Source organism: Paenibacillus sp. IHBB 3054 (assembly GCF_051594305.1).
GTDB lineage: Bacteria > Bacillota > Bacilli > Paenibacillales > Paenibacillaceae > Paenibacillus_AQ.
Genome location: NZ_JBOFBG010000035.1, coordinates 19285 through 44624, shown reverse-complemented (window position 1 = coordinate 44624; position 25340 = coordinate 19285). Strand labels below are relative to the sequence as shown.

At 47.8% G+C, this 25340-nt stretch carries 27 protein-coding genes; 16 read left to right on the top strand and 11 right to left on the bottom strand.

Going from position 1 to position 25340, the window contains the following annotated elements; genetic code table 11:
• The first annotated feature begins 87 nt into the window (after positions 1-87).
• A complete protein-coding gene (locus ACQ76X_RS27175) occupies positions 88-1014 on the top strand; it encodes an ADP-ribosylglycohydrolase family protein (RefSeq protein ID WP_438496904.1) in 927 nt (308 codons plus the stop codon).
• 601 nt (positions 1015-1615) lie between these two features.
• Here the strand turns inward: ACQ76X_RS27175 and ACQ76X_RS27170 are convergent.
• Positions 1616-2410 (bottom strand): muscle M-line assembly protein unc-89 Uncoordinated protein 89, encoded by a 795-nt coding sequence (locus ACQ76X_RS27170; protein ID WP_438496903.1) that lies wholly within the window; start codon positions 2408-2410, stop codon positions 1616-1618.
• A gap of 168 nt (positions 2411-2578) precedes the next feature.
• Between ACQ76X_RS27170 and ACQ76X_RS27165 the strand changes: the two genes are divergently transcribed.
• The gene (locus ACQ76X_RS27165; RefSeq protein WP_438496902.1) at positions 2579-3163 is read left to right on the top strand and encodes a Crp/Fnr family transcriptional regulator; all 585 of its coding nucleotides are present in this window, start codon (positions 2579-2581) and stop codon (positions 3161-3163) included.
• On the opposite strand, the gene ACQ76X_RS27160 is transcribed toward ACQ76X_RS27165, so the two are convergent.
• From ACQ76X_RS27160 to ACQ76X_RS27140, 5 genes are all read right to left on the bottom strand, one after another.
• Positions 3144-3851 carry a DUF4386 domain-containing protein gene (locus ACQ76X_RS27160; RefSeq protein WP_438496901.1) on the bottom strand — a complete coding sequence of 236 codons (708 nt, stop codon included), beginning with the start codon at positions 3849-3851 and terminating at the stop codon, positions 3144-3146. The genes ACQ76X_RS27165 and ACQ76X_RS27160 overlap by 20 nt on opposite strands.
• Before the next feature lie 78 nt (positions 3852-3929).
• Positions 3930-5399 (bottom strand): glycoside hydrolase family 32 protein, encoded by a 1470-nt coding sequence (locus ACQ76X_RS27155; RefSeq protein ID WP_438496935.1) that lies wholly within the window; start codon positions 5397-5399, stop codon positions 3930-3932.
• 104 nt (positions 5400-5503) lie between these two features.
• Entirely contained in the window at positions 5504-6961 is a 1458-nt protein-coding gene (locus ACQ76X_RS27150) for a glycoside hydrolase family 68 protein (protein ID WP_438496900.1), read from the bottom strand.
• Between the two features lie 259 nt (positions 6962-7220).
• A complete protein-coding gene (locus ACQ76X_RS27145; protein ID WP_438496899.1) occupies positions 7221-8093 on the bottom strand; it encodes a PRD domain-containing protein in 873 nt (290 codons plus the stop codon).
• Position 8094: 1 nt separating this feature from the next.
• Entirely contained in the window at positions 8095-9696 is a 1602-nt protein-coding gene (locus tag ACQ76X_RS27140) for a PTS transporter subunit EIIC (RefSeq protein ID WP_438496898.1), read from the bottom strand.
• A 661-nt stretch (positions 9697-10357) separates the two neighbouring features.
• On the opposite strand from ACQ76X_RS27140, the gene ACQ76X_RS27135 reads away from it, so the two are divergent.
• On the top strand, positions 10358-10768 hold the full coding sequence (locus ACQ76X_RS27135) for a YjdF family protein (RefSeq protein ID WP_438496897.1): 411 nt from the start codon (positions 10358-10360) through the stop codon (positions 10766-10768).
• A 79-nt stretch (positions 10769-10847) separates the two neighbouring features.
• On the opposite strand, the gene ACQ76X_RS27130 is transcribed toward ACQ76X_RS27135, so the two are convergent.
• Positions 10848-11618, bottom strand: coding sequence for an alpha/beta fold hydrolase (locus ACQ76X_RS27130; protein WP_438496896.1), 771 nt, complete (start codon positions 11616-11618; stop codon positions 10848-10850).
• An 86-nt stretch (positions 11619-11704) separates the two neighbouring features.
• Positions 11705-12631 carry a phosphotransferase enzyme family protein gene (locus tag ACQ76X_RS27125; protein ID WP_438496895.1) on the bottom strand — a complete coding sequence of 309 codons (927 nt, stop codon included), beginning with the start codon at positions 12629-12631 and terminating at the stop codon, positions 11705-11707.
• Between the two features lie 830 nt (positions 12632-13461).
• On the opposite strand from ACQ76X_RS27125, the gene ACQ76X_RS27120 reads away from it, so the two are divergent.
• The 3 genes from ACQ76X_RS27120 to ACQ76X_RS27110 all read left to right on the top strand — a co-directional run bounded on the left by ACQ76X_RS27120 (position 13462) and on the right by ACQ76X_RS27110 (position 15074).
• Entirely contained in the window at positions 13462-13854 is a 393-nt protein-coding gene (locus tag ACQ76X_RS27120) for a hypothetical protein (RefSeq protein WP_438496894.1), read from the top strand.
• A gap of 264 nt (positions 13855-14118) precedes the next feature.
• A complete protein-coding gene (locus ACQ76X_RS27115) occupies positions 14119-14424 on the top strand; it encodes a hypothetical protein (RefSeq protein WP_438496893.1) in 306 nt (101 codons plus the stop codon).
• Positions 14421-15074 carry a hypothetical protein gene (locus tag ACQ76X_RS27110; RefSeq protein WP_438496892.1) on the top strand — a complete coding sequence of 218 codons (654 nt, stop codon included), beginning with the start codon at positions 14421-14423 and terminating at the stop codon, positions 15072-15074. Before ACQ76X_RS27115 ends, ACQ76X_RS27110 begins: the two co-directional genes overlap by 4 nt.
• Positions 15075-15218: 144 nt before the next feature.
• Here the strand turns inward: ACQ76X_RS27110 and ACQ76X_RS27105 are convergent, their stop codons facing one another.
• Entirely contained in the window at positions 15219-15746 is a 528-nt protein-coding gene (locus ACQ76X_RS27105) for a DUF5673 domain-containing protein (protein WP_438496891.1), read from the bottom strand.
• 32 nt (positions 15747-15778) lie between these two features.
• Complete coding sequence (locus tag ACQ76X_RS27100) at positions 15779-16582, bottom strand: aminoglycoside N(3)-acetyltransferase (RefSeq protein ID WP_438496890.1); 804 nt, start codon at positions 16580-16582, stop codon at positions 15779-15781.
• Positions 16583-16639: 57 nt separating this feature from the next.
• Here ACQ76X_RS27100 and ACQ76X_RS27095 point away from each other — a divergent pair, with 57 nt between their 5' ends.
• From ACQ76X_RS27095 to ACQ76X_RS27075, 5 genes are all read left to right on the top strand, one after another.
• On the top strand, positions 16640-16867 hold the full coding sequence (locus tag ACQ76X_RS27095; protein WP_438496889.1) for a hypothetical protein: 228 nt from the start codon (positions 16640-16642) through the stop codon (positions 16865-16867).
• A complete protein-coding gene (locus tag ACQ76X_RS27090; protein ID WP_438496888.1) occupies positions 16857-17090 on the top strand; it encodes a ribbon-helix-helix domain-containing protein in 234 nt (77 codons plus the stop codon). The genes ACQ76X_RS27095 and ACQ76X_RS27090 overlap by 11 nt, the downstream gene beginning before the upstream one ends.
• Positions 17091-17119: 29 nt before the next feature.
• Positions 17120-18256, top strand: a complete 1137-nt coding sequence (gene dnaN, locus ACQ76X_RS27085) for a DNA polymerase III subunit beta (protein ID WP_438496887.1) — start codon at positions 17120-17122, stop codon at positions 18254-18256.
• A gap of 126 nt (positions 18257-18382) precedes the next feature.
• On the top strand, positions 18383-19831 hold the full coding sequence (locus ACQ76X_RS27080) for an alpha/beta hydrolase family protein (RefSeq protein WP_438496886.1): 1449 nt from the start codon (positions 18383-18385) through the stop codon (positions 19829-19831).
• Between the two features lie 37 nt (positions 19832-19868).
• The gene (locus ACQ76X_RS27075) at positions 19869-20264 is read left to right on the top strand and encodes a MerR family transcriptional regulator (RefSeq protein ID WP_076110337.1); all 396 of its coding nucleotides are present in this window, start codon (positions 19869-19871) and stop codon (positions 20262-20264) included.
• On the opposite strand, the gene thyX is transcribed toward ACQ76X_RS27075, so the two are convergent.
• Positions 20265-20972: an FAD-dependent thymidylate synthase gene (gene thyX, locus ACQ76X_RS27070; protein ID WP_438496885.1), complete on the bottom strand. Its 708-nt coding sequence runs from the start codon at positions 20970-20972 to the stop codon at positions 20265-20267. It abuts the gene before it with no gap.
• Positions 20973-21215: 243 nt separating this feature from the next.
• On the opposite strand from thyX, the gene ACQ76X_RS27065 reads away from it, so the two are divergent.
• The 5 genes from ACQ76X_RS27065 to ACQ76X_RS27045 are packed head-to-tail and all read left to right on the top strand — an operon-like array spanning position 21216 to position 25235.
• The gene (locus tag ACQ76X_RS27065) at positions 21216-21992 is read left to right on the top strand and encodes a Cof-type HAD-IIB family hydrolase (RefSeq protein WP_438496884.1); all 777 of its coding nucleotides are present in this window, start codon (positions 21216-21218) and stop codon (positions 21990-21992) included.
• A gap of 43 nt (positions 21993-22035) precedes the next feature.
• Positions 22036-22536 (top strand): NUDIX domain-containing protein, encoded by a 501-nt coding sequence (locus tag ACQ76X_RS27060; RefSeq protein ID WP_438496883.1) that lies wholly within the window; start codon positions 22036-22038, stop codon positions 22534-22536.
• Entirely contained in the window at positions 22533-23282 is a 750-nt protein-coding gene (locus tag ACQ76X_RS27055) for a WecB/TagA/CpsF family glycosyltransferase (protein ID WP_438496882.1), read from the top strand. Before ACQ76X_RS27060 ends, ACQ76X_RS27055 begins: the two co-directional genes overlap by 4 nt.
• A gap of 43 nt (positions 23283-23325) precedes the next feature.
• Positions 23326-24165 (top strand): GNAT family N-acetyltransferase, encoded by an 840-nt coding sequence (locus ACQ76X_RS27050; protein ID WP_438496881.1) that lies wholly within the window; start codon positions 23326-23328, stop codon positions 24163-24165.
• 56 nt (positions 24166-24221) lie between these two features.
• The gene (locus tag ACQ76X_RS27045; RefSeq protein ID WP_438496879.1) at positions 24222-25235 is read left to right on the top strand and encodes a phosphotransferase; all 1014 of its coding nucleotides are present in this window, start codon (positions 24222-24224) and stop codon (positions 25233-25235) included.
• Positions 25236-25340 lie beyond the last annotated feature (105 nt).

Here is a 25340-nt window from a genome sequence, read left to right as displayed (position 1 = left end):
ATGGCGGTAACGGCAGATGACGCGACAATGTACAGCCTACTAGGCATAACGTTAATATTTAGGAAATCATGCAAAGGAGCTACTGCTATGGGATTAGATATGGATCGTTATCAAGGCTGTCTGCAAGGGTTGGCGGTTGGAGATGCACTGGGGACCACAGTGGAATTCAAGGCCCCCGGCACGTTTGTGCCTATGGAAGATATCATAGGGGGCGGCGTGTTTGAACTGCTGCCCGGACAATGGACGGACGATACTTCGATGGCGCTCTGCCTGGCGGAAAGTCTGCTGGCGAAGCAGGGCTTTGACGCTGCTGATCAGATGCAGCGCTATACAGAGTGGTTCCGCGAGGGTTATCTGAGCAGCACGGGGGAATGCTTCGATATCGGCAACGCTACGCGGGCGGCACTGCAGCATTTCGAGGGCACGGGGGAAGCTTACAGCGGATCGGAGGATCCCCGTTCAGCCGGGAACGGCTCGATCATGCGCCTGGCACCGGTGGTCATGTACTATGCGGAGCATCCGGCAGATGCCATAGACTTTGCGGCACGCAGTTCAAGGACAACCCATGCCGCAGAGGAGTGTCTGAGCGCATGCCGCCTGATGGCCGCCTACATCCTCGCCGGGCTGCATGGCTGGCGCAAGGAAGAAATACTGGCCCCTGATGCATTTGCCGAATGGTTTCAGCGGGACCTGCTGACACCGCATCTTGCCGACATTTATACCGGTTCTTATAAGCGGAAGGAACCTCCGCAAATTCAAGGTACAGGTTATGTCGTTGAATCGCTGGAAGCAGCGCTGTGGGCATTTCACAAATCGGCAAGCTTCGCCGAAGGTGCACTGCTCGCCGTCAATCTGGGGAATGACGCCGATACTACCGGCGCAGTCTACGGCCAAATTGCCGGAGCCTATTATGGTCTAAGCGGCATCCCGGCGGGCTGGGCCGGCAAGCTGGCGATGCAGGAACTGATTAGCGACTACGCCGGGCGGCTGTTTACAGAGCGCACGGAGAGATAAGCGGGATGGGCAGGCGTGGAAAAACGCCCCCCTGTCAGAAGGGCAGGGGGGCATACGCATACCTATCGGCATGGGAATTCTTGTTTATATTATGTAATCCTAGATGTAATAGAGCATGTCTTCAAACTGGAAGAGCTCTGGGGAAGCAAGGATTTAGAATTGAAAGTAGGGCCCTAAAAGCCCGCAGCGGGTTCGTTTACTCGTAACGGACTCAGGAGGCGCTATGGAGAGTAAAATCCTTGTTTATTCTCTTTTGCGGACCCAGGTGACCTTATCAGCTCTGCATTCTATCTAAAAACGGCCAGCAGGGAGAAATAACTGCGCTGGAGTCCGTTTTCCTCCTGTAACAGGCTAAAAGCCCCAAATAAGTGAAACTCGGTCCGTTCGTACTCAGAGCCAGGAATACACTTTCCGGACGCACACACACGCCTTCGGAAGAAGAGCGAAGTCTTTGAAACATCGAGACGTAAGCCTCCACCGAAAAAACTACCTAGTGGCGAAACGCCTTTCTCCGCGTGTGATCAGAAAATGGTACTGTACCCATGATTCCTTAGGGCATACAGCGGCAGATTTTGGCGGGGAAGCGGTTTGAAGACATGCCCTAGACTAATTGGTCAATCTGGCTGCCCGGAGGGATTTTTTCCTTATTTGCTTCTGCATAGATCTGTATTTCCGGCGTAGATGAAGCGCCTTCGGCTGCCGGGTCCTTCTTGTCTTGCACGTCCGCAGGAGATTCGTTCGGACTAACTGGCGAAGGGGCTGAATGTACAGCTTCTGTCATTTTATCCTGGGCGCTTTTAGCAATGTTCATGAGTTTCTGATCCAGATTGGAAGCTTTTTGGAATAGTCTTGCAGACTTCACAGGGTTACTGTTTTCCAAGGATTTCGCTTCAGTACGCAAAGTGATTTGCGCCATTCTCACAGAACCGCTTTGCTTTAAATCATTATGGGCGGATATAACGCCGTTCAAGGTGTACGTTGTATAGGCAAGCTGCTGTTCCTCAGGCGTTTGTTTGTCCGGGCTCCACGATTTTTGGGAAAGCTCCTCCTCCTTCTTTTTTTTAGTGTCTTCATCTAAACCTTGTGTCTTGCGTTGGTTTTCGAGAGAATTCATTCGAATTTGCTCGTCCAGCTGCTGAATTTGCTCATCCAGGGAAGCAAGCTCGGCCTGAACCACCTCGGGACTATCCCCTCTTTTAAGGGCGTTGCCCACATACTCGGAACGTCTGTCGATCAGGGACTGCTTTTGCTCGGTCAATTGATTAATTAGCTTTGTCTGCGGATTTGCTGGAATCTTCATGTCTGGACCGGGCTTCTGTTCTGCCCCCTTCCGCTGTAGCCGACCGTGATCGACTAATGGAAGGGGCGAACGCTGAATAGAACGCGATACATTCATACGGAACCGCCAATTTGTAGATGTATATACTAAATAAAGTTAAAGATATGTATATATATCGGTCTTATCTGCCGTTTTGTTAATTAGTAAAGGGGGCTTATAATGAAAGTAGCAGTTCAGGAATAATATGAATCATAATGGCTTAAGCAGGGGATGAGAGGGCGTAAAGTGAAAACAATATTGCTGAAGTATCTGACCAGATTCACATCTCTTAATGAAGAAGAGCAACAGGCAATTGTTGAGGAAATTCATATTGAGGAATACAAAAAAGGGACAACGCTCCTTAGACAAGGAGATGTCCCCACTAAATGTTATTTTGTAATGAAGGGCTGTGTGAGACAGTACTCCATAGATCAGGCGGGAAAAGAGTCTACAACTAATTTCTACACAGAAGAACAAGGCATTTCAAGTTTCAATCGTCATAAACATGATAAGTCATCCGAGTATTCTTTAACATGTCTGGAAGACTCCATATTGGTCGTTGGTGATCTTGATACCGAACAGGACATGTATCATAAACACTCCCAATTGGAGTCCATGACACGCAGGATGGTAGAGGCAAACTTTGGTGAAGTCCAAGAGGAATTCGCTGCATTTATCGGCTCTACACCTGAAGAACGCTACAAGACACTTTTACTGAAACGGCCTTATTTAGTCGATCGTGTACCCCAGCATCAGTTGGCGAGTTATCTTGGGGTTACCCCAGAGTCACTAAGCAGAATAAAAAAACGGATTAATCAGGAGAAGATTTGATCATCAGCCATATCCCAAACCCCAGTTCTCCAACAATCATTGGCACATTAAATACAAATTCAAGGACCGTAATGATCTCATCGTATTGTGGAAGAAACGAGTTGCAGAAGTGAATGATAATATATCCTGCTGCAGCAATTAACAATAAGATGCCGATGACTTTAGGGATGGTGTCAGATCGGAAAGCGACATAACCCACAATCATTAGATGCCCGCCAAAAATGATCAAACCGACCGACCAAATCAATTCAAAAGCTTCCAAAAACAGCATCACATATCCCTGTAGTTGACTGGTTGTAAATAATGATAAATAGTCTGCGCCGTTCGAGAGAAGCATCACTAATAGCAAACTCAGTATGGCAATTCCCAATATAGCCGAATAGATAAGACGGAACCATGCACCGAGTAAGGATAGCTTTTTATCAATGGGCTTCAGGATAAGATAGAATGCCCAGGCAACTACGATGTCACAGATCAGGATAAGGAGCCAGCCAAAGATTTCAGCCCTGAAAAGCATATTGGATGACCTGAGATTGTTCAATGTAGCACTGGCATCGCCTTGTACAACCAGACTTCCATGAACATAACCATAGGAAAAATATGCTGCAATCGCCATGATGATAAGTGATATACCGGCAGTTAGAGCTGTTTTCCGCAGTCCCAATCCTTCTTTAACTGGGGTAGTCATAATTTAACCTCCTTGTTTACATTGTTGATTTCATTGTAAACGGCTAATTATGACGGAGCATTGACTTAAATCAAGAGCTTAATGGAACTGCTTAATCACAACATTTTTAAAGACCGCGGTTCCGCCTTCTGAGAATAAGGTAATGCCTTGATCGTTTAATTCCGGGAAAATGAGACTGGAATGCACGATGATACCCTCATCAATAAAGACTTCGACGCTTGTTTTATCGACAAAAATTTTCAGATGAACCTTCTTCTGGCTGGCATCGAATGGAGACGTGCTTTCCAGATATTGTCCACTCGTGTCAGGATTTCCTGTATAAGCCCGATTGACGTAGGTGTAACCGCCCTCTACAGAAACTCCGACATCTGCATGACGGCTTTTATCGGTGGATTCCCGGAGTCTAAATCCCATATTGTTGAGCTCAGACCAGGACATATCGGCCTCAAGCTCATACGAGTTTCCTGTGAACGGAAGTGTTGTAGAGCCATTTACTTGGATTTCTTTATAGGAGACGGTTGAATCTGCCACCTTACTTAGGGCTTCAAGCGGTTGTGAGGCCAGATGATAATTGCCGTTGCCAGTCTGTTTGAGCTCAATTTGACGAACAATAGAGTCCATTCCGTTAAAGCCTTCGTGCAGCGTCGGCGTATTATGGGGATATTCCCAATTGTTCATCCAGGCTAAAGCGTAACGGTGAGCAGGGGGACCGCTGTTAGTCCCGTCTTCAAAGGTTACAGCACCATACCAATCAAAGCCATAGTCCAGCCACTGTGGTTCCTGCAGATCAGGGACAAATGTCTTTCCGTCAAAAGCTCCTGTCCAGTAAGCGTAGGTGTTCGGCTTCCCTGATGATTTCCCATTGGCGCTGGCCCCAAGCACCCATTTAGAGGTCCCGTCGTCCGCAAGCATCACGTACAGATCGGGACATTCCACAAGCCCGATATTCTCCGTTACAAAACCGCTTGTATAGTGCCAGTCTTTTAAGTTCGGAGACTCGTAAAAGCCTATTTTTGTGCCTTCTGCCAAAGTCATGATCCATTTGCGGGAATGCTCATTCCACATGATTTTCGGGTCTCTAAAATCAGCTGTCCCCGGATTCGGCAGAACAGGAGCGTTGCTGTACGCCTTAAATGATTTTCCCCGGTCGGTGCTATACCATAAATACTGCTCTTGTTCTCCCCCTTCGGAGGAGGGTTGTGTCACAATCGCGACCAGAGCCCCCTTTCCGAAACCTGAGGTACCTGCCTCGTCCACAACAACCGAGCCTGACCAGACATCGCCATTCGGATTACTATATTTGGGGATGGCGATGCCTTCGTCCTTCCAATACACCAGATCTGTGGATGTGGCATGCCGCCATTCCGTGCCATTCCCACTCGGATAATCACCGTTATACAAATAATAGTAATGGTAGGCTCCATCGTAATAAATGGGCCTTTGCGGGTCGTTTTTCCACTTATCTGGTGTTGTGAAATGATAGCTGGCCCGTAAGGTTGGCTTTGGATCAGAATCCTCGTCTTGCTTCAGTGGATTGCTCTTTGCCAAATAATAACCCGCTAATCCCAGAGTGATCACAAAGCTTAAACCAATAATCCCTATAACGAGCTGTCGTGTAAACGTCCGCTTATGGCTGCTCAAATGGATACCTCTTAGTTAACCGTTAATTGTCCTTGTTCCAGAACGCTGTCTTTAACTACCGAGGTCTTCGAGCCTTTAATGTTCAACAGGAAGCTTGGGGCGAAAGTGGATTGCTGGTCCTCATACAAACCTCTGTTAGTCATATAGCTTGTGATTACCACGTTATTTCCTTTAGCTTGCGGGATCGCGAAGTGAGAGTAAGTCCAGGTAACATCACTAGGATCAAGGTCCATATGCAGTACAAGCCCGCTTTTGTTCAACGGTTTGTAAGGACCCGTCAATGAATCTGCTACATAACCGAGCATATATACATCATTAGCGCCGATTCCATCAATGGTCATTTTGGAGCCTCGGGAATCGGTGAACAAATACCATTTGTTATTCATTTCAAATAAGTTCGCGCGTTCAATTTCATCCGTTACGGTATTGGAGGCAATTAGCGGCTTCATCACTTTTTTGAGCGAGTAATCATCATTCAACTCAATAATACCCAGTGCGCCGTTCGCTAAGGTCGCAAGAGATTTCTTAGGACTGGACAACAATTTATTTTTTTCAGCTTCGAAGAAAGGTTTGTTACCTCCATAATAAGTTCTGATGTCTAGCGATTGTTCTCCCTGGTAACCCGTTTCCGTTCCGGTATTGGCTTCAAAAACAAGATATTTATGACCGTTATCTTCCACATAGTGTGGGTCTCTTAACGTGTGGTTATCGTCATAGTTGCCTTCACCGAATGCTTGATCCACATTTTGATAGAACTTGCTGTCTCCGTCAAAGATTGATTTGAGATCTTCCACGCCATCCACTTTCAGCGTATCCGTATCAGGCTTGGACACATTCACTTGAGCAGTCGTCAAGGTTTGCTTGCCGAAAAAGTTATTCGCCGGATCCCAGCCTTGGCGGTTGGTATAGAACAAGCGGACTTTGCCTTCCTTGGTTAAGGTTGCGGAACCGGACCATTCTTCGGCTTGGTTATTTAGAATCGGATCGTTTGAAACGTATTTATCACTATTTTTAAATACTCTGCCGGCATTTTTCCAGCTATCAATCGAGGTGTCGCCTACTTTTTGATAGAACATGTATACGAAGGTGTCCCATCCTTTTTCAGGATCTCCCGCTAAAGCGAACACGATATGGTAGCCATTATATTCGGCAACGGTTCCGTCTGCGTTCTGAAGCGGCCAGCTGTCCCAAACATCCAGATCAAGGGCATTGCCAGACTCATCCACTATTTTTGCAGTAGGAATGTTTTTGATGGTGGAAGCATCAAACGAAGGGATTTGAAAATTCTCGCTTTTTTGTTGTTCCGGTATTTTCATCATGTCAGCGCGGGTAATGTGGGAAAAACCAAAGTCTTCTTTGTAATTCTTGCTGTTATCTTCTTTGGCCAAAGCTGAAGCCCCGCCACCTGTAAGTAAAGCTGCTGTAAAGGTTACTGCTGTTGCTTGTCTTACCATCTTTTTGATATTCATTCTCCCGGTCTCCTTTTGGTTGCTAATTATTGTTGTTTTTAAACAGAAAAAAAGACCTAAAAATACCATTGGGGATACATAAAACGCATCGATTCCCAAACGGATTTTTAGGTCTTGCCTGCTTAACAGTAACAATCCCGACATATTTTGTTGTCGCGTTAATTCTATAATTTTATAACGGGAAATGGCTATAGACTGAAATTCCTATTTTTTTGAGGATAATACTAGGGGTATTCGATATTGTTTTGATATCAAGGGTCTAAAGTCCTGTATTATTTGATTTCAATATATTACCATCCATCGACCGTGTACAGATCCGATTGATTTCCATGGCGATAAATACCAGCTGGCTGTCGATGAAAGTATACCCGTAATCTTCTTCAACCTGATCGCCAACCTCCTTGGCCTGCAAGTAGGCCCGGGCGTAGCGTTCTTTGGCAATTCGTACAATTTCAGGGTTCAACTCATTGAGAAGCTTGCCAGTTTCATCAGATTTCAGGATGTTTTCAAGCTGAGTCACCAGACGCTCGTAATTGGCGGAACCTCTTTTAAGCGTAACACCGGCAGCTTGTTCCACACCTTCAGCAATATCACGGATCATTGCCGCCATTTCGGCATCTGTTCCGTGAGCTCCGGCGTTTTTCCAGGCAGTATGGATATGCATGGCGATGTATCCGACCTCGTCCTCGGGAATTTCGACCTGCAGGGTTTCATGGATAATGTTTTTGGCCTGTTGTCCAATCTGGAACTCTCTCGGATATAAAATGCGGATTTCATCCAGCAGCGTATTCTGGATCATCGTTCCTTTCGCGATCCGCTCCAAAGCGAAGGAGAGGTGATCTGTCAGTGCAATATGAATATGCTCATTAAACGTCACTTCCAGTTCACGTTCAGCATACGAAATAATTTGTTCGGACGCGGTAATCTCTTCTTCAGGCAGTGTCCCCAGCATTTCCTGCAAATGGCCGTATTGATCCGGGTCATCCATAATGAACACTTTTTCAATAAGGGACGGATCTATAATATCGTTTTTCCCTTTCTGAAAAGCAATACCGGAACCCATGACAATCTTTTCCTCTCCAAGGTCGTTTACTACAACCGCGTTGTTGTTCAGAATTTTTTTGATTTTCATGTTATTCTCCTATGCTTGTTTGTTCCTTAAGAAGTCGCTTGTCAACCCCAAGAATCCAGGTGGCCGTAAAGGCTGTTATTGCTGCCAGTAGAAAACCAATCAAATAATGGATAAGATTCATCTGCCCGAGCTGGACGGTAAAGGCGATCATTGGAATCCCGGTTAAGCCGAACGAATCAGCTGCCACCTGATAATAAGCTACATAAGCTCCTCCGGCGGCACCTCCCAAAGCAGCGCCTAAGAAGGGGCGGCCAAGCTTCAGGTTGACGCCGAAGGTGACCGGTTCGGTGATGCCGAGAAAGGCGGTGATTGACGCGGGCAGGGCTATTTTTTTCAATGCTTTGTCACGGGTTCTGGCATACACGGCCAGTCCGGCTGCAGCTTGGCCGATATTCGCCATAGACCAGATGGGAAGCAGGAAATTGACGCCGACGTCCGGATTGGTGATCAATCCGATTTCAATTGCCTGAATGCCATGATGCAGACCGCTCACGACAACAGAACTGTAGATTCCGCCAAGCAGCAGACCGAAAAACAAACTGCCGTATCTGAACACCACTTCCAGCAAGCTGCTAAGAGAGCTGCTCAGTTCGTAGGTGAGTGGACCAATGACCAGAATCGCAATGCTGCCCCCGGCGGCAAGGCTTAAAAAGGGGATCAGCATAACTGCAGTCGATGACGGAAGGATCCGGCGCAGCCACTTCTCAATTAGACTCATTAGCAATACCGCAAGAATCGTAGGAATTACGGCTCCTGGATACCCGAACTGCGGCGTTAATAATAAATTCTCGGAACTTATCGGTGCTCCTCCGAATCCGGTGACCTGCAATATATCAGGACGGGTCATGACAACGCCGATTGCAGCGCCGAGCGTAGGGGTGCCTCCAAACCGCTTGGCCGTGTGATAACCAAACATCACAGCCAAAATCTGAAATGCTGAACCCGTCAACAATGACAAGGTTCGGAACGGGACACTCTCCGGCTGCGCCCAGCCGAAGGCTTCCATCATACTAAGCAGGCCCAGCAGCAGGCCGACCCCGACAAAGAGTGGAATCATGGGCACGACGATATCGGAAAAAAAGCTTACCGCATCGACAATCTGTCTGAACACACCTTTGACCAGGTTTTTCGACTTGGAAGACGAACCATCGGTGCCGGTGGCCGGCATGGAGGTTCTCCGTTTCCGTACTTCAGACAAAACAGGAAGTAGAGCCCGCTTGGACCCGGCAATGCTGTCCGAGCTTATGGGTACTGATGGCCCGGCAGACTGTTCCTCTTCCTGCTGAGTTGGCCCTCCGTCTTGAAGGATGCGGCCAACCTGGCGGTGCACCTTGAAGACATTGGCCGATCCCAGTATAATTTGCAGCTGTTCGGCTCGAAAGAACACGCCCTGAACCTCCTGCATGCCGGAAAGGCCGGCTTCGTCCACTAGGGAACTGTCCCGCAGTCTAAGGCGAAGCCGGGTTGTGCAGTGGATGGCTTCTAATACATTGCCGGATCCTCCGGACAGCCTAATCAGATGTACAGCCAATTCCCTTGCCGAACCGCGGATCTCCTTCGCAGTCTCTCCAGCCTGTTCCGGGCGGATATTCCCTTGCGTCATTACTGTGCCTCCCAACCATTTTGCTCAGCCGCTATCTCAAGAATCTAATTGTGACAATGATCGATTCTAAAATCAATGGTCAGGAATTACCACCTTATCAAGCAAAAACAGGTATTCCGCCTTAGTTTGAAACTTAGTTAGCCGAAAAACTCTTTTTAAAGGGTATTCGACCACGCAAGAAGCACTCACAGCACTTATTGAAAAACTGATCTTAGCGAAATGGCCTTGGGAGATTTAAGCAAATTATTTAATGTGGATGCCACGACGATCCAATGGTTAGCCACAGGGTATTTTCTAACATTAGGGTTTTAGTGCCGGTAACAGGGATTTTGATGCAGACATTCACCAACGCGTCAAATGTTTATGACAGCTATATTGCTTTCGATTATCGTGCTTCAGAAGCTACGGTGATTAACGTCGTATTGTCCTTATTTATCAAAAAGCCCCAAGTATCTAAAGACAACATCTAAAAGGATTTTATGCTGAGAGAATTAGCCTTGCTGTTTTCAAGTGATGTAACTATAATTTTTTTGGAACGAAAAAACACAGTCTGGTTGGTAGTCCAGGCACTAGGATGACTCTATATTTCAAGAGCGCCGTGTCAGTAACCTTCCCCCCTCGGGATGTCCATCGTTTCCGATTTAAATGAGGGGGTTTCATTATGAAGCTTACGGTTTATCACGATGGGCAGTATTGGGTAGGTGTTGTGGAGCAGGAAGACCAAGGGAAATTGAAGGCAGCCAGGTACATTTTTGGAAGAGAGCCTAAGGACGAGGAAATTCTCCATTTTATCCGTGAGGAGATGTGGAGGCTGCTCCGTGGACTCTCACAAGAAGTTGCCGTAAAGTTGTCTGATACGAAGAAGGTCAATCCGAAACGGCTGGCAAGGCAGGCAGCGTATGAATTAAGCAAGAATGGAGTCTCCACCCATGCTCAAAAGGCTATGAATTTGGAGTATGAGAAGAACAAAAGGGAGAAACAGACTTGTTCTAATCAGCAACGGGAAGCCATGAAGGCTCGGGTAAGGGAATTGAAGGAGAAAAAAGCGAAGGAAAAGCATCGCGGACATTAATTTAACCTGCTTACGCACAAAGGGCCCCCGATAGGGGCCCTTTTGAGTTTGGGAGTAGGCCTATTTTGGCAGTCAGTCATTATAACAATTGCTGATTTTTTCTCGCCATAGCAAGACAATCCTGAATAGCCTGTTTGACGATTTCGGGTTCGGAGAGTTGCGGGAAATGGCCGCTTCGGGAAGCCTGAATAAGTCTGCTCTGCTTGCTTAACTGCAAGAAGTCTTGTTGATTGGCTGTTCTTAGCTGATAAGCCTGTTTGGGCATCATAGGCGGTTTCTTAGTTCCGGACACTACCACTAAAGAGACATCCGGGAAAGGGCCGGACTGTGCGATTTGCTGGACGGTCTCGTCTACAAAGTTAACCTCGTCCCACTTTTTATGTGGAGTGAGGGAGTCGGATTTTCGCAGAAGTTGATTAATCCCCCGGATGAACCCACTTTGGGTAGCATTGATGTTTAGATCTAGCGGATGGCTGGATTCCAGCAATACGACGCCCGCTATTTCCTCCGGATGTTGCCTGGCAAACAAGTTGGCATATAATCCCCCCAGAGAGTGCCCCACAAGAATATAAGGAGGACGAAGTCCTGCTAACTGAAGCAATTGCCGGAGCGCGTCTACCACAGCCTGCCCGTGCTGAGGCGTAGAAGGTTTATCACTTTTTCCTACCCCAAACCGGTTATAAGCTAAAACGGCAGTCTCCGCAGCTAGTTCATGAAACAGGTTATGCCAGCCTTCAATAGGACCGCTTCCACCGTTAATCAGAATAATAGCAGGAGTTCCTTCACCCGATTGCGCGTACTCCATGTTGCCGCTCGGCGTATTCATCATTTTCTTGGGGATAGCTTTCATTGTCCACCTCATTTAGTTGATAGTTATACTAGCTGTTACGATTGCAGCGCGAATACGTTTCAGCACATGGATAGGGCTCCCTGTTATCAGCGTTGCTTCTCCATACACTGCTCCCGCCACCTCATAAGCCAATCATGCTGCTCCTCGCAAAATTCGATGCATATGCTCTGCAAGCCCTGACAACGCACGATTCTAGAGACGATTTGAAAATGGCGTACCGCAATAAAATCAAAAATCGCATGAAACTCACTGCTGCTTAGTGTACGTACTTTGCTATAGCCCGAATAAAAGCGTTCGTATAAAGCCAGGGTGTGATCATACATCAATTCATGAAATTGATTAAAGTGGGTGTCGTCAGACATGTATGCGGCATCCATCCCCGGATAATCGCCCGAAGCATCGTCAAAATCAAACAGGACATACTCGCCGCTCTGGTTTCTGATCATATTCCCTGTATGAAGATCCCCGTGGCAGAAGGATTTAGGAAGTTTGGTTATACGTTCCCATAGTTCATCGCCATATTGCTGCAGTTCAAGGATTTTAGCAGGAGCGAAATCCATTTGCCGCATGATGGTGAGGTAGTCGTCGATGTAATCGGTTTTTGTTCTATGGATCAGCTTATGCGGATAGCTTTCCATTAGATTATGGAGTTCCCCGATTTGCTTGCCTATACTCTCCGCTTCCAGCTTGCCGTCCGGCACTGCTCCCTCGATATAATCGTACAAAATCCCGGTGCAGCAGCCTTCGTCACCACTCAGAATGATATGGCTGTCATTCCGGGCAGTACGAACCACAGAAACCGCCGGATATGAATTTGCTTTCAAATAATCAAGAATGCCAACACTCTGCAGTGCGTCTTCCGATTTGAAGCTGCGGTATATTTTGAACATGTACTTTTTTTCTGCAGTCTGCACGAAATACACCTTGCCGATCAGATCGCGATGCAGTTCGATATGCTCTATTTGAATTTGGTATGAACGGTTAAGCTCATGGATCAGGCGGTCATGTTCCATCGGCTAAATTCCCCTTTTGGTTAGTCGGTTGCGATAAAAGCTCCTGTACTGTGTACTTTATAACCAATACGCCATAGATATCGAGAGCTTATATCACATTCTTTGCAATCTGAAATGTCCGGATAACATGGGGAAAAGGAATTATTATATTACTGCCCGATTACGATTTTTATAAAATGGAGGTAATTTAATGCTGAAAAGGTTAAGCTTCAACAAGCTTCTGGCTTACTTTCTGATTGCTCCACTATTGGTGCTTCATTTTCCAGCATCCACATTAGTATCGGCATCCTCTTAGACTTATGAAGCGGAACCAGCAGTACTCTCAGGCGGGGCGACCTCCGCATCCGAACATACCGGTTATACCGGAACGGGTTTTCCAGGCGGGTTTACGGACGGCGATAAAGGAAATGCTTCTGCCAAGTTTACTGTAGGCGCTTCCTATGGCGTGAATTACTCTCCAGCATTAAGGAGAGCCTCTTCTGCTTGTTGACAGATATCCAGCATCTGGATACGATAGACTGAAATATAGCAATTCGAAAAGAGGCTTATGTATGTCACGAGGTTTTCGTTTCATCAAGTTGAGATAAGAAGACGCCTATCAATTTTTTGAATCCTGCAGCCAAGGATTTATTTGATTTGCCGTTTTTCAATCAACTGGTGAGATGGAGGCCTTTTTATGCCCGGATTTAGCGGCAGGGGACAGCTTTGCCTTGTTATAGCAGATGCCCAAGCACCGGACGGCGGATTTTGCCTGTCTGTGGTTTGGGCTGTTTGGTTTGCCCTTATACCTCCGTCTCATCTGATTTCTAATTCTATGGAGGTACACTCGTATGAGAACGAAAGATTCTTTTACCCATCCAATGCTTGAAATCGCAGCCAGTCGTTACAGTATGAGCAGCGGTCAGCTCCGTTACCTTGGAGGCAGCCAGAATATGGTTTATGAGGCCCAGCAGGATAGCCATGACCGCATATTGAGAATCACTCCAGGCTCTAACCGTTCTAAGAACCTGATCCTCGGGGAGCTGGACTGGATTTTGTTTCTAACGAATGAAGGGGTTTCTGTCTCCACACCCCTATTGTCCAGGAACGGTGAATTAGTGGAAGTTATTGAGCAAAGCGATGGATCTTATAGCTGCGTTTGCTTCGAAAAAGCCCGTGGCAGAACAATAGCTACCCGGAATGTCTTCAAGATCATCTGCTGTATGAAAAACTGGGGCAACTGACTGGCAAACTGCATGCCTTGTCCAAAAACTATCAGCCGCAAGATCCTAAGAACCAAAGACAGGATTGGAGCCGGAATTGGTTCCTGCAAAATATGGACCTGATTCCTCCATCCCAGGCAGGGAGCGGCTTCAAATTACTGGAGACCCTTCGCGGCTTGTCCAAAGACCCCAATTCATACGGACTTTACCCTTTTTGATTTTGATGAAGCCCAGTACAGCTGGTTTGCAGAGGATATCGCGGTTCAGCTGTATTATCTCGTCAATGTGTACGGTGGTGAAGAAGGAAAGGACAGCCGGGAGGACCAGGCCCGCCGGTTTTTGGCTCATTTTATGAAAGGCTACACCCGTGAGAATACGCTGGAGGACTATTGGATGGCCCAAATCCCGCTATTTCTAATGCTGAGAGAATTGATCGTCTATATCGGTGTTTTCCGCAATTACGACGTGGATGAATCCTTCAGCAGCTTAAATAATCAGTGGCTTAAGGACTGGATCGCGGAGAGTAAACAGAGGATTGAACAATCCATTCCCATTGTGGACATTTGGAACAGAGGAGAGAATACGAAATGAAATTGAACAACAAAAAACTTATTATTATTGATGGCATGCCGGGTTCCGGGAAAACGACCTGCGCGACGATGCTCTCGGATCAATTGTCCGCGTGGAATGTATCCAACCGGTGTATTCTGGAGCTTGAAGACAACCATCCTTTGTTCATACAGGGCTACAAATTCAGCTCCTTTGAGGATGATGCACAGGCAGATCTATTCATAGAAGGGCTGCAAGCCCTGTTCAGGGCTTTTGTTCAGGATAGGCTGGCCAGTACGCAAGATATCACAATTATTGAAAGTGTATTGTTTCAGGATGCCATTAACTGCGCGTATCATATGGGCATGAATCATGATAAATTGCTCAATTTCTCGTTGGCACTGCAGGAGATATTATCACCACTGGAACTGCTGCTCATCTACTTTTACCAAGTGAATGTTGAAGGGCAATGGCGGTTTATTTGCAGTGTGCGCGGGAACCAATGGGGGCCGGTGGCTCTGCATACGGATGATGACTTTAAGGAAGCCGCTGAGTTGTGGGGCGGGAGTCAGGCGTTTGTAAGAGCAATTGTTGACTCTTGGGACATCCCGAAATTAATTATTGAGAATCAGGATTATTTATGGGATGAATATGCTGACCGCATTAATCAATTTATAAAAGATAACCTTTAGTTTGCATTAGTACGTTTCTACCGCACAGAGGGATCGCGGAACCGGACTCAGTGTTGATGATTTTTTTTCAGGATTTGTGTGCAGACCTCAAGGAGCCTTCTCAGGATGAGAGGGCTCCTGCCTTTATATGGCGGTATGTCTTAACTATGCCAGCTTTGATTGAACCTTGTTTTCCTCCAAAAACTGCCTTATTTCTTCTTGGGATTCAGATGGAAGTAATCCACGTATCACATTATCCTTTGTATGTATCTCCAGCAACAAACGATTTGTGAGCGTATTCAATTTACCGAATTCGTAATAGCTGATAAATTCCCAGGGGATCACGTTTCCCTCTTGGGATATGCCGTATTCTCCGATGTACATAAGCACTCGGTCATGGTTGGCGACAACCGGAAGAACCAGCATGAAAATATAGGAGAACCAGTGATCCTCGATCACATTGCTGACCTTGAACATGTACAACAGCCACAAAACCACAACTGCGCTCGCGTACAGCAGAGTGACCACAAGCAATAATTTATGTGGATTAAGTCTGGCTGGATTATAGACGCGAATTTGCCCGGCTGCCGACCGGTTGGCCTTGTATTGTCTATAGGCATAGTAGAGAAACCACGGGATGATTACACAATAAGTCAAATTTAGCACCATTATAAATATGGACTGAATCGTCATACTACCGCCCCGTTCTTCGGAATCCTGTCTGTTTAAGCCCTGAATTTCCCCATCCAGTCCGTGGCCCAGTCGACCAGAGGTCTTTGCGCTAGCAGCCGGATTTCGGCATTGCCGATGTGATGAATCTTGAGATTGATTTCCTGCTCATATTCATTCCCTAACGTGACAAAATCACTGTCATCCACCGCCTGGGTCGAATAAGTGAGCCACTCCCGCCTGCCGTCCACCAGAACTGCGCTGCTCTCGTCTACCATGTGCTTACCGGGGAAATCAGCCCGGGCTTCGGCCAGATGCAGGGATGTATTCCTGTCGTGGCCGACGCCAACCAAGAGGACATAACCATTTAGCTGATAAATTTTGTCCAGTGGCGATCCGGCACCAAAAATATTGCTCAAATCATGGTCCGCCGTAATATAGGCTGCATGTCTGCCTACTGCCGCTATGGAGCGGGCGGGGTGATCCGATCTTTGGGCTCCCGGCCATTTGCGGAGCATTTCAGCCGCGGCACCCATGCCGATGGCCGGAGTAACCTCTTTATCATAGGCAGGCCAATGCTCCCGTATCACAGGCCACCATTCTGCCGGTTCCTGCCAGTGGACGCCTGTTGAAGGATCGAGGTTTTTCCAGGTTTGCGAAGGCATGACCAAAGTGCCGTCTTCCCCCACTATCTCCAGCAGCGCCCGGATTAAGGTCTCCGCACCTCCTACAACAAAACCCAGCTTGCTTAGCGAGGCATGAACAAACAGGGTTTGCCCTTCTGCCACTCCGCAGCCTTTAAACTGATGGATCAGGTCTTCCTTCGTTAAAATGGCTCTTGTTTCCTGCAGCTCAGTCATAGATAATTCCACCTTTATACAAAAATAACCCCGCATAAGCTGCGGGGTTGTCTCCGGATGCGTCCGGAAAACAGTGCCCTTGAATTAAAAAATTTACTAAATTATACCACGGAAATGCCAGCTGAGAATAGCGGCTTAATGGAGAACCAACATGATAAATTAAAAGGAATAGATTATTCCATGCATTGCCAGGGAGTGGACTGTATGCTAGAATTAAATTACCGAGATTATGAAAAAGGTTCCTATAATCAAATGAATGAAAAGGTGAAATGCTATGAGCGATAATGCGATCAAAATTGGTGTCTCCAACAAAGACGGTCAACTCGGTTTCTTGTCTGGAAGAGGCGGTCTCCGGGAGGGAGCAGGCAGGAAAGGTATCGGGTGCACCAAAAAGGTATCCCTGACATTGCCGGAGGAACTGTGGAACAAGCTTGAAGCAGATTGTACAGCTACAGTATTATCCCGCTCGGAAATGATCCGGAATATCATTACTGCTTATTATTCTTAATCATTCACTACAAGGGACAGGTGAGGGCAATGCTGGTCAATGTGACAAAGGAATCACTGCTTCATGCTCTGCAGCATGTCCTTAAGGCTGTTGTTGCGAATAGCCCAAATCCAATTCTGTCAGGAATACATATTCAGGCTTATGAGAAGGCTCTGGTGTTCACGGCAAGCAATACAAGTATGACCATCCAGTACAGGGTTCCCGAGGATAAGGACTCGATGAATGTGCAAAGAACCGGCGGAATTGTGGTGCCGGCCCGTTATTTAAGTGAGATCATCCGCAGGCTTCATGCCGGGTGGATAGCTTTTGAGAGCGAAAAACCTTTTATCCTAAGCATTACTTCAGGCGATTCGCATGTCCGGTTATGCGGTTTGGACCCTGCGGAATTCCCGCCCGTACACTCCCCTTCCACTGATGCTGAGCCTGCCTGCAAGTTTCACATCCAGAATGACGTATTGCGATCGGCGATAAGACAGGTGTGCGTGGCTGCCTCCACATCCGATTCCAGACCGGTACTGACGGGAGTTTCTTTTGAATTTACCGGGGAAAATCTCAACCTGATGGCAACGGACGGAATCCGATTTGCTTCCCGCACGCTGCATACCGGGTATAACCTAAACAACGGAACGAATGTTATTGTGCCTGCTAAAAATATAAATGAAATCGTAAAGATGCTTAGCGAAGACAAAGCTGCAACGGAAATTGCAGTGAGCCGACATCAAATCAGCTTCACGGCAAATGAGCTGCATGTACAGTCCGTCCTCATTGAGGGGGTCTTCCCCTCAGCCGTAAAAAATGTGATTCCACAATCCTGCAAATCCGAACTGCTCATTGGCCCCTATGGTTTCCTGCAAGCGGTTGAAAGGGTGTCCGTACTGGCAGGCGGAAACATCATTCGGCTTACAGCGACTTCCGGCAAGCTGGTTTTATTATCCGGTACGGCGGACATAGGAGAGGTCCGGGACGAAATTAGCCTGGACGCCATGGAGGGGGATGACTTCACCATCGCGCTGAACGGCAGGTTCTTGCTGGATATCCTGCGCTGCCTGGATAGCGGGTCCCTCAGAGTAAGATACACAGGGAAAGAAAGCCCGGTGGTCATCCTGACTACAGACCCGCTTTCGCCAGCGCTGTTCCTGATCACTCCCGTAAGGACCCATGATTGAGCCGCGCGCATAAACTTCATATCGCTGGCACCTTGACCTTGAAGTGTACTTCAGGGTTTATGCTTTATCCGCAATCATTGCTGTTCTTCATTATGGAGAGCATAGATAAAGTGGAGGTGCTGTATTGTGAGAGTATTAGAAGTCATTGTAATCGTTGTGGTTCTGGCAGCCGCAGCAGGAATTCTGTTTATGCAAAGAGACCGCCGGCTGAATATAGGGCTGCTGCTCAGTGTGATTTTGGTTATGACGCTGCATGGTGCGATAGATCATTACCGTATTCAGATGGTGCCGGCTTACGCTGCGGCGCTGGGCCTCGGCATTGTGTTGCTCCTAAGACTGATTAAACCGGAGAATAGAGCCCGTTCAAAATCATTAGTCAAAAAGAGCCTGCAGTTCACCCTGATATTGATCCTTTCCGGCGCAGCAGTGTATTTGAGCCGGCTGCTTCCGGTGTTTACCATGCCTGAGCCGACTGGCAGCTATGCGATGGGTACTATTTCCCGGCAACTGACAGATGAATCCCGGGAGGAGACCTTAAGCGCTGCTCCTGGGGATAAGCGGGAGATTATGGTGAATGTCTGGTATCCGGTGGACCCGGAAGAGGCTGAGGGGAAGGTGAAGGAGCATTATCCTTCCGAGCTCGGAGAGGCCATCAGTCTGGTATTTGGCCTGCCCAAGCAGCTGTTCAGTCATGTGACCGAAATCCCTACACATGTCGTCGATGGAGCGAAGCTGTCCGCAGCCGAGGCGAGCTATCCGGTTTTACTGTTCTCGCCGGGCATTCGTTCCACCCGGTTTCAGAGCATGACGGCCATCGAGGAACTGGTCAGCCACGGCTATATTGTAGTAGGGATGGATCATCCATATACATCGGCTAAGGTCACATTCCCGGATGGACATTCGGTCTTCTATGAACCTGATCCCGAGTTTGATACCTCTGCAGAGCTTTATGAGTATAATGTCACAGGAGTAGGTATTCGCGCAGCCGATGCCAGCTTTGTACTCGACACGCTTACGGAATGGAATGCGCAGGATCCGAATGGTCTGTTTCAGGGCAGACTGGATCTGGACCGGGCCGGAATATTCGGTCATTCCTATGGTGGGGCGACAACTGCAGAGGCACTGGCACAGGACAAGCGGTTCAAGGCAGGCGTAAGTCTGGAAGGCGGATTCTGGGGGGAGGTTGCCCATACTGGATTGCAGCAGCCGTTTATGTACATGATGTCTGGAGGCACCGCTCAAAGTCTCGATCCGTCAGTGACGAAGAAGGACAAGGTATTTTACGAGGAGTTTGCCCCCGATCTGAAATCCGTTATGACGAAAAGCGCGAGCGACACTTATTATTTGACGGTCGATCATTTTATTCATCAGAGCTTCACGGAGATCGCACTGCTGTCGCCGTCGCTGTTCGCCAAAGAGATAGATCCGGTGCAAAATATTGATATTACGAGATCTTATGTGAGAGCCTTCTTCGATCAATATTTAAACAACGAACCGCAATCTCTTCTGGACGGGCCGTCAGCCGATTTCCCCGAAGTGAAGTTTGATCAAGTGTATACCCGCAAGAGAATGTAATCAGCAGATAAAACTGAGAAGGCAGGGGGGAGCAGTCATGGAGGGCATGACACGCGGAGAGCTGGCGAAATTATCCGGGGTAAGCATGGCAACCATTCGCTATTACGAGGATAGTGGCATCCTGCCTGTCCCCGGACGGGTAGCAAATGGTTACCGGATTTATACGGAGGATTATCTGGTGAAGATCAAGTTCATCAGGGATGCCAAATCCCTGGGGTATTCGCTGAAAGAAATCCGTGAAGTGCTGGGCATGCTCGGTCAAAAGATGGATGCCGAGACGCTGAAGGAACGGGTCCGCAATAAAATACTGGAAATCGATGAAAGAATTGCTGCAATGCGCTCCATTCAAAGCATGCTTGCAGGCCTGCTTGAGACGCCTCAGGAGGATATCCACAATTATTTGCAGTCGTTCCGCATTCACGATAAGGAATAGTTATTTGGACAGCAGTTCGTCAATCGTCACCGGGAATAATGCTTTCACAATCTCAAGTATGGCTTTGGCATAGTCCTGTATTTCCTTCTGGGCGTCATGCTCCAGCCGTTGATTCAGGAAATGCGCTACGGATTGCAGCGAAGCCGTCCAATACCAGCGGACATAGAGTCCATAGGCAGGCAGAAACAGCCTTGCCTGTTCCGCGCAGATTCCGTCTGCCAGCGCAGCCTCATATTTCTGAATCCCCAAATCCACATAGTTCATGAGCTCCCGGGTATATTTCTCTCCAAGCTCCCAGGCTACGATATCACCGCTGCCTTGTTTGGAGTTCGCGGGTGCACTTCGCCACTGCCCGGCGGCAGGAGTATAAAAAGCGGGTTCTTCCGTAATATACCTGCGGCTTGATTCATTCCAGGCCTCCAGGCTGTCACTGGTTCCTTCATAATGGGCCGAGCCGATGACGTATTTCCACCACTGTCTGGCGACCATAAGCGGAGCGTAGATTTCATATTGGATCACGGCATGGCGGAAGGGGGAAGTATGTCCTTCTCTGGCCAGAAATTGAATGAGCCGCAGATCTTTTTCGGTGAGTGCATCCGACTGTTTGGCAAAGGATACCCGCGCTGCATTAACAACGGTGAGATCGGAACCCATATGATTCACCAGCCGGACATAACCTTTATCGAGAACATCAATATTCAAGAGCAATTACCTCCATTTTTTTTCTCTTAATTCTTATTCCTCTGTGCAGGTGGCATTTCCTGCAAACAAGGCACCCATAGGGTGTCTTTTGTGTTGCGTTCGTCCGTTATCACTTAATCTGAAATCACTAAAGATACATTCTCCATTGATTTGAAGTCCAAGTTGCTGGTATGGTGAGAATGAGTATGTAAATATTTGGAGTGCTAGGATGCTCTTCATAGCGCATAAATCAGGGAGTGGTTCTGGAGGATGTACAAAATAGTGTTTTTTGATGTGGATGGCACGCTCTTAAGTGAAGTTGACGGATGTATGCCGTCCAGCACCAAAGAAGCGCTTGGAAAGCTGACTGCGAAAGGAATAAAGGTCGTGGTCGCTACAGGAAGGCCGTACAGTCTGTGCGAAGAGTTCAGAGGGCTTGGTGTGGATACCATTATTTCCGCGAACGGAGCACTTGTCCAAAGCAATGGGGAAGTGATTCATAAGTCGCTGCTGAAGAGTGAGACGGTCCGCGAGCTCTCGGCATTTGCCGGAAATAATGGACATGGCTTATCTTATTTCACCGGTTTGCTCACGATGAACGGCCTCGGCTTCGAAGATGACCGGATGAAGAGGGCGCTCCAGGAGACTTTAAGTCTTACGGAATATCCTGAAACTATGGGTTCGTTGTCCGAAGAAATATATTGCATGTGCCTATATGCGGATGAACATGAAGCCCAAAAATACATAGAGCAGTTCCCGAGGCTCCGGTTTGTCCGGTTCCACGGTTATGTGATGAATGTGCTGGAAGAAACAGAGGTCTCCAAATCAACGGCGATCCGCAAGGTGTTGGAGCACTTCGGGCTATCTCCTGCCGAGGCTGTCGCCTTTGGAGACGGGGGAAACGATATCGATATGCTGGAATATGTAGGCTTAGGAATTGCCATGGGCAATGGGGGAGAACAGCTCAAGCAGAAAGCAGACTTCGTCACTAAAAAGGCGAGTGAAGGAGGGATTGCTTACGCTCTGCAAAAGTATGGTGTCATTTAAATAGGGTTCATTTAGGGGAGAGATGATGGTGCGGATTAGACCAATGGCAGTAGCTTTCTTATTTAATGATAAACAGGAGGTGCTGCTTCTTCAAAAGCGGTCTGGCAGCTCTTTTCTACCCGGATATCTGGTGCCCGTCGGCGGGCATATGGAAGCCCATGAAATCAATGATCCAAGGCAGGCCTGCTTACGGGAGGTTGAAGAAGAAACAGGATTGACAGAACAGGTGATGGACAGCCTGGACCTCAGATACATTATTCATAGAATCAAGGATGATAAAGAAATTCGTATACAGTACATATACACCGGAAACGTTCGGGCAGATAGCACCTTAATTGAAAGTGAAGAAGGCCGGCTCTTGTGGGTGGATCGCAGTGCAATTGCCGATCAGCATGTAACCGCCTCAACGCAAGAAGTGATGCGGCATTACCTGGAGACAGGGATTCATAACAACCATGTTTATGTAGGCTCGTTGCACTCCTTCCATGGAGAACCTGCGATGGGCTGGAACGTGCTGGAGGACTGGGAGGGAACTAATTTATGAACGATATCGTTTCGATTCTAGGTGTTCCATTTTCCAAGCTGACGCTTGAGGAAACTACGCTTCGGTTAGCCGAGCAAGTTCAGAAAAAACAGGACAGGCTCTTTCATCTAATAACGGCCAATCCGGAGATTACGTTAGCCAGTCAAACCGATGAGCTGCTTCAGGAAATCATCAGTTCGGCGGACTTAATCGTGCCTGACGGGATCGGCATCGTACTGGCTGCCAGAAGAAAAGGCCAGCCGATCCCCGAAAGGGTAACAGGCTATGACCTGCTGCTCAGGATGCTGGAGAAGGGCAATGAGCTGGGCTGGAGCTTTTATTTCCTGGGAACCGATGAAATCACCAGCAGACAGGCGGTAGAGAAGATTAACACCTCCTATCCGCAGGTGAAGATTGCCGGCAGGCATCATGGATTTTTTAATGCAGCAGAGGAGCAGGGGATACTTGCAGACATTCAGCGCAGCAAGCCGGATGTTCTCATTCTTGCCATGGGCGCACCGTATTCGGATAAATGGCTGTATAAGCATAAGCAGGAGCTGACTGGCGTTAAGCTTGTTTTTGGAGTTGGCGGCAGTCTGGATGTACTCTCGGGAAAAGTGAAGCCGGCACCGGTGATCTGGAAGAAGCTTAACCTGGAATGGGCGCACCGGTTGTTGTTCGCTCCCGTTGCCAAAGGACAGAAATCCCGCTGGCGCAGGCAGTCCGCGTTGCCCAAATTTGTGTACCGGACAATGCTCAGAAAGTGACAGGGGATTCGTAACGACAACAGATTGTGAGGGCGGAAGGAATATGGATAAGGCGGAATGGACCAAGATACTACAGCTAATTTCAATGATTTCGTCGGGAGCGGAAGGTTATGTTAGGGCTGCTTTTGCCGATGGGGCTGTGTCGGTTATGTACTATGGGGAATCAGGTCCCAATCAAGGTGTCTTCTGTCTGGTGGAGGGAGCAGATTGCGTCATTGCCTATGCGGTGTTCAGGCAGTGCGGCCAGCCCGATGTATTATTGGAGGTGATGGAGAGCAAGATTAACCCCTATTTACAGGCAAGCGAAGAGAGGGAGATCTGCTTTAATGTATACGGGAGAAATACGGAGATCGTTCAGTTCGTGAGAGGGCTGGGGTTTTCACCAGACATCGAAGGTTATCAGCTGAGGTATGCCGGGAACCATCCGGTTGAAGCGGAGCCCGCTTCTTTATTGCAGGAACGGGGATTTACGCCGGAGATGCTGGAGTCCTTCATTGCCTTGTTTGATGGGGCGTATGAGCAGTTGAATAGAGATAACGGTTGGGACACGGACCAGTACCGGCGGGAGCCGGAATCCTTTTTGGCGACTCTTGCCGCTTACGAAGCGGAGTCCCGGGTCCGTTCGTTTTGGATACGAGACTCTTTAGTGGGTGCTTATATTACGGAAGGGGAATATATCCGCGATATTGTTGTAGCGCCGGAGTACCAGAACCGCGGGTATGGCGGAATTATTCTGAATCACTGCATCAACCGTATGAGAGCGCAGGGGGACGGGAATATTTTTTTGCGGGTGGCCGGAAGCAATGCCGGAGCCAAGAGACTCTATGAGCGAAATCACTTCGTTAAAACCGCCTGTTTTGCCGAGCATACCTACCGCCGCTAGAAAGAGCTTTTGTTCATGATTACCGCTATTGTATTCGTTGCAAAGGAAGATGACCTATGAGTATAGATAATATTAAATTGACCGAACTGATAAAAGATACAATATACTGCTTCATTTCCCCGGATATTCAAGTACTGGGTATTGAGAATATTCCTGTAGGCGCGGGATCACAGGCAGTTGGATTGTCGCGGCATAAAATAAATTGGAAAATGACAGCAGAAAATGCAACCGATGCAACCGATCCTACCGGAACCACAACAACTATCTCTCTTGAGGTACCGGGCATCTACCTGTATTCCAAGCAAGCCACCTTTATTGAGCGGTCGGCACTGTCCAGATTATATTCACAGGCAGCGAATGTGCCGTACAGCTTGTCGAACTATCCGCTGAACGAGGGCCGCAGTTTGCTGGTTATTCAGGACGTGGACGTTGATACGGATTACGCCAAGCTGGATATTGCACCAATTCAGGATAGAGAAATGTTGGCGCTGGCCTATATTCATCGGGCCAATATGGGATGCAGGGAAGATTTGCCGTGGCTGCCTATGGTTGATGAGGCCTATATAGCAGAAATAATAAATGAGCAATGGAGATATTCTTGGAATATCGCTAAGGACAATCCGGCATTTGAGAGGATGTTTGGGCAGGATGTCATCTCCGGAATAGAGGAAGCCGCCGATGGCATCGTTGAGGAGATGTCTGCTGTGATCAATGATGCAAGTACTCATACGATGATCCACAATGATCTTAATCCCGGCAACGTATTGGTGCATAACAATGAGAACGTGTATTTTATTGACTGGGAGGAGGCCCGCTACGGCTCACTGTTCATGGACATTCCGATGCGGTGCGGCAGCTTGCAGCAGGCCAGTGCTTACCGGACCTATCTGGGCAATTTCGGCTTAGACATTCCAGAGCCGCGTTATGCAGAGCTGTTCTCCATAGCTTCCCGATACCTGGGACTTCGTTTTATGTGCTGGAACCTTGGGGTGTGGGAGCATAATGAACAGGCAAAAGCGGATTTGCTAAAATACATGAAGATGGTGACCCAGCCTTTATTCAGTTCATAAGCAGCAGACGGTGAATCCTCCTTAACCGTTCTGGGTAAGTATTAGTTATATAAATTGAACTTAAAAACTTGAGATAAAGGAAAGGAGCAACGGAGGGGGATTTTG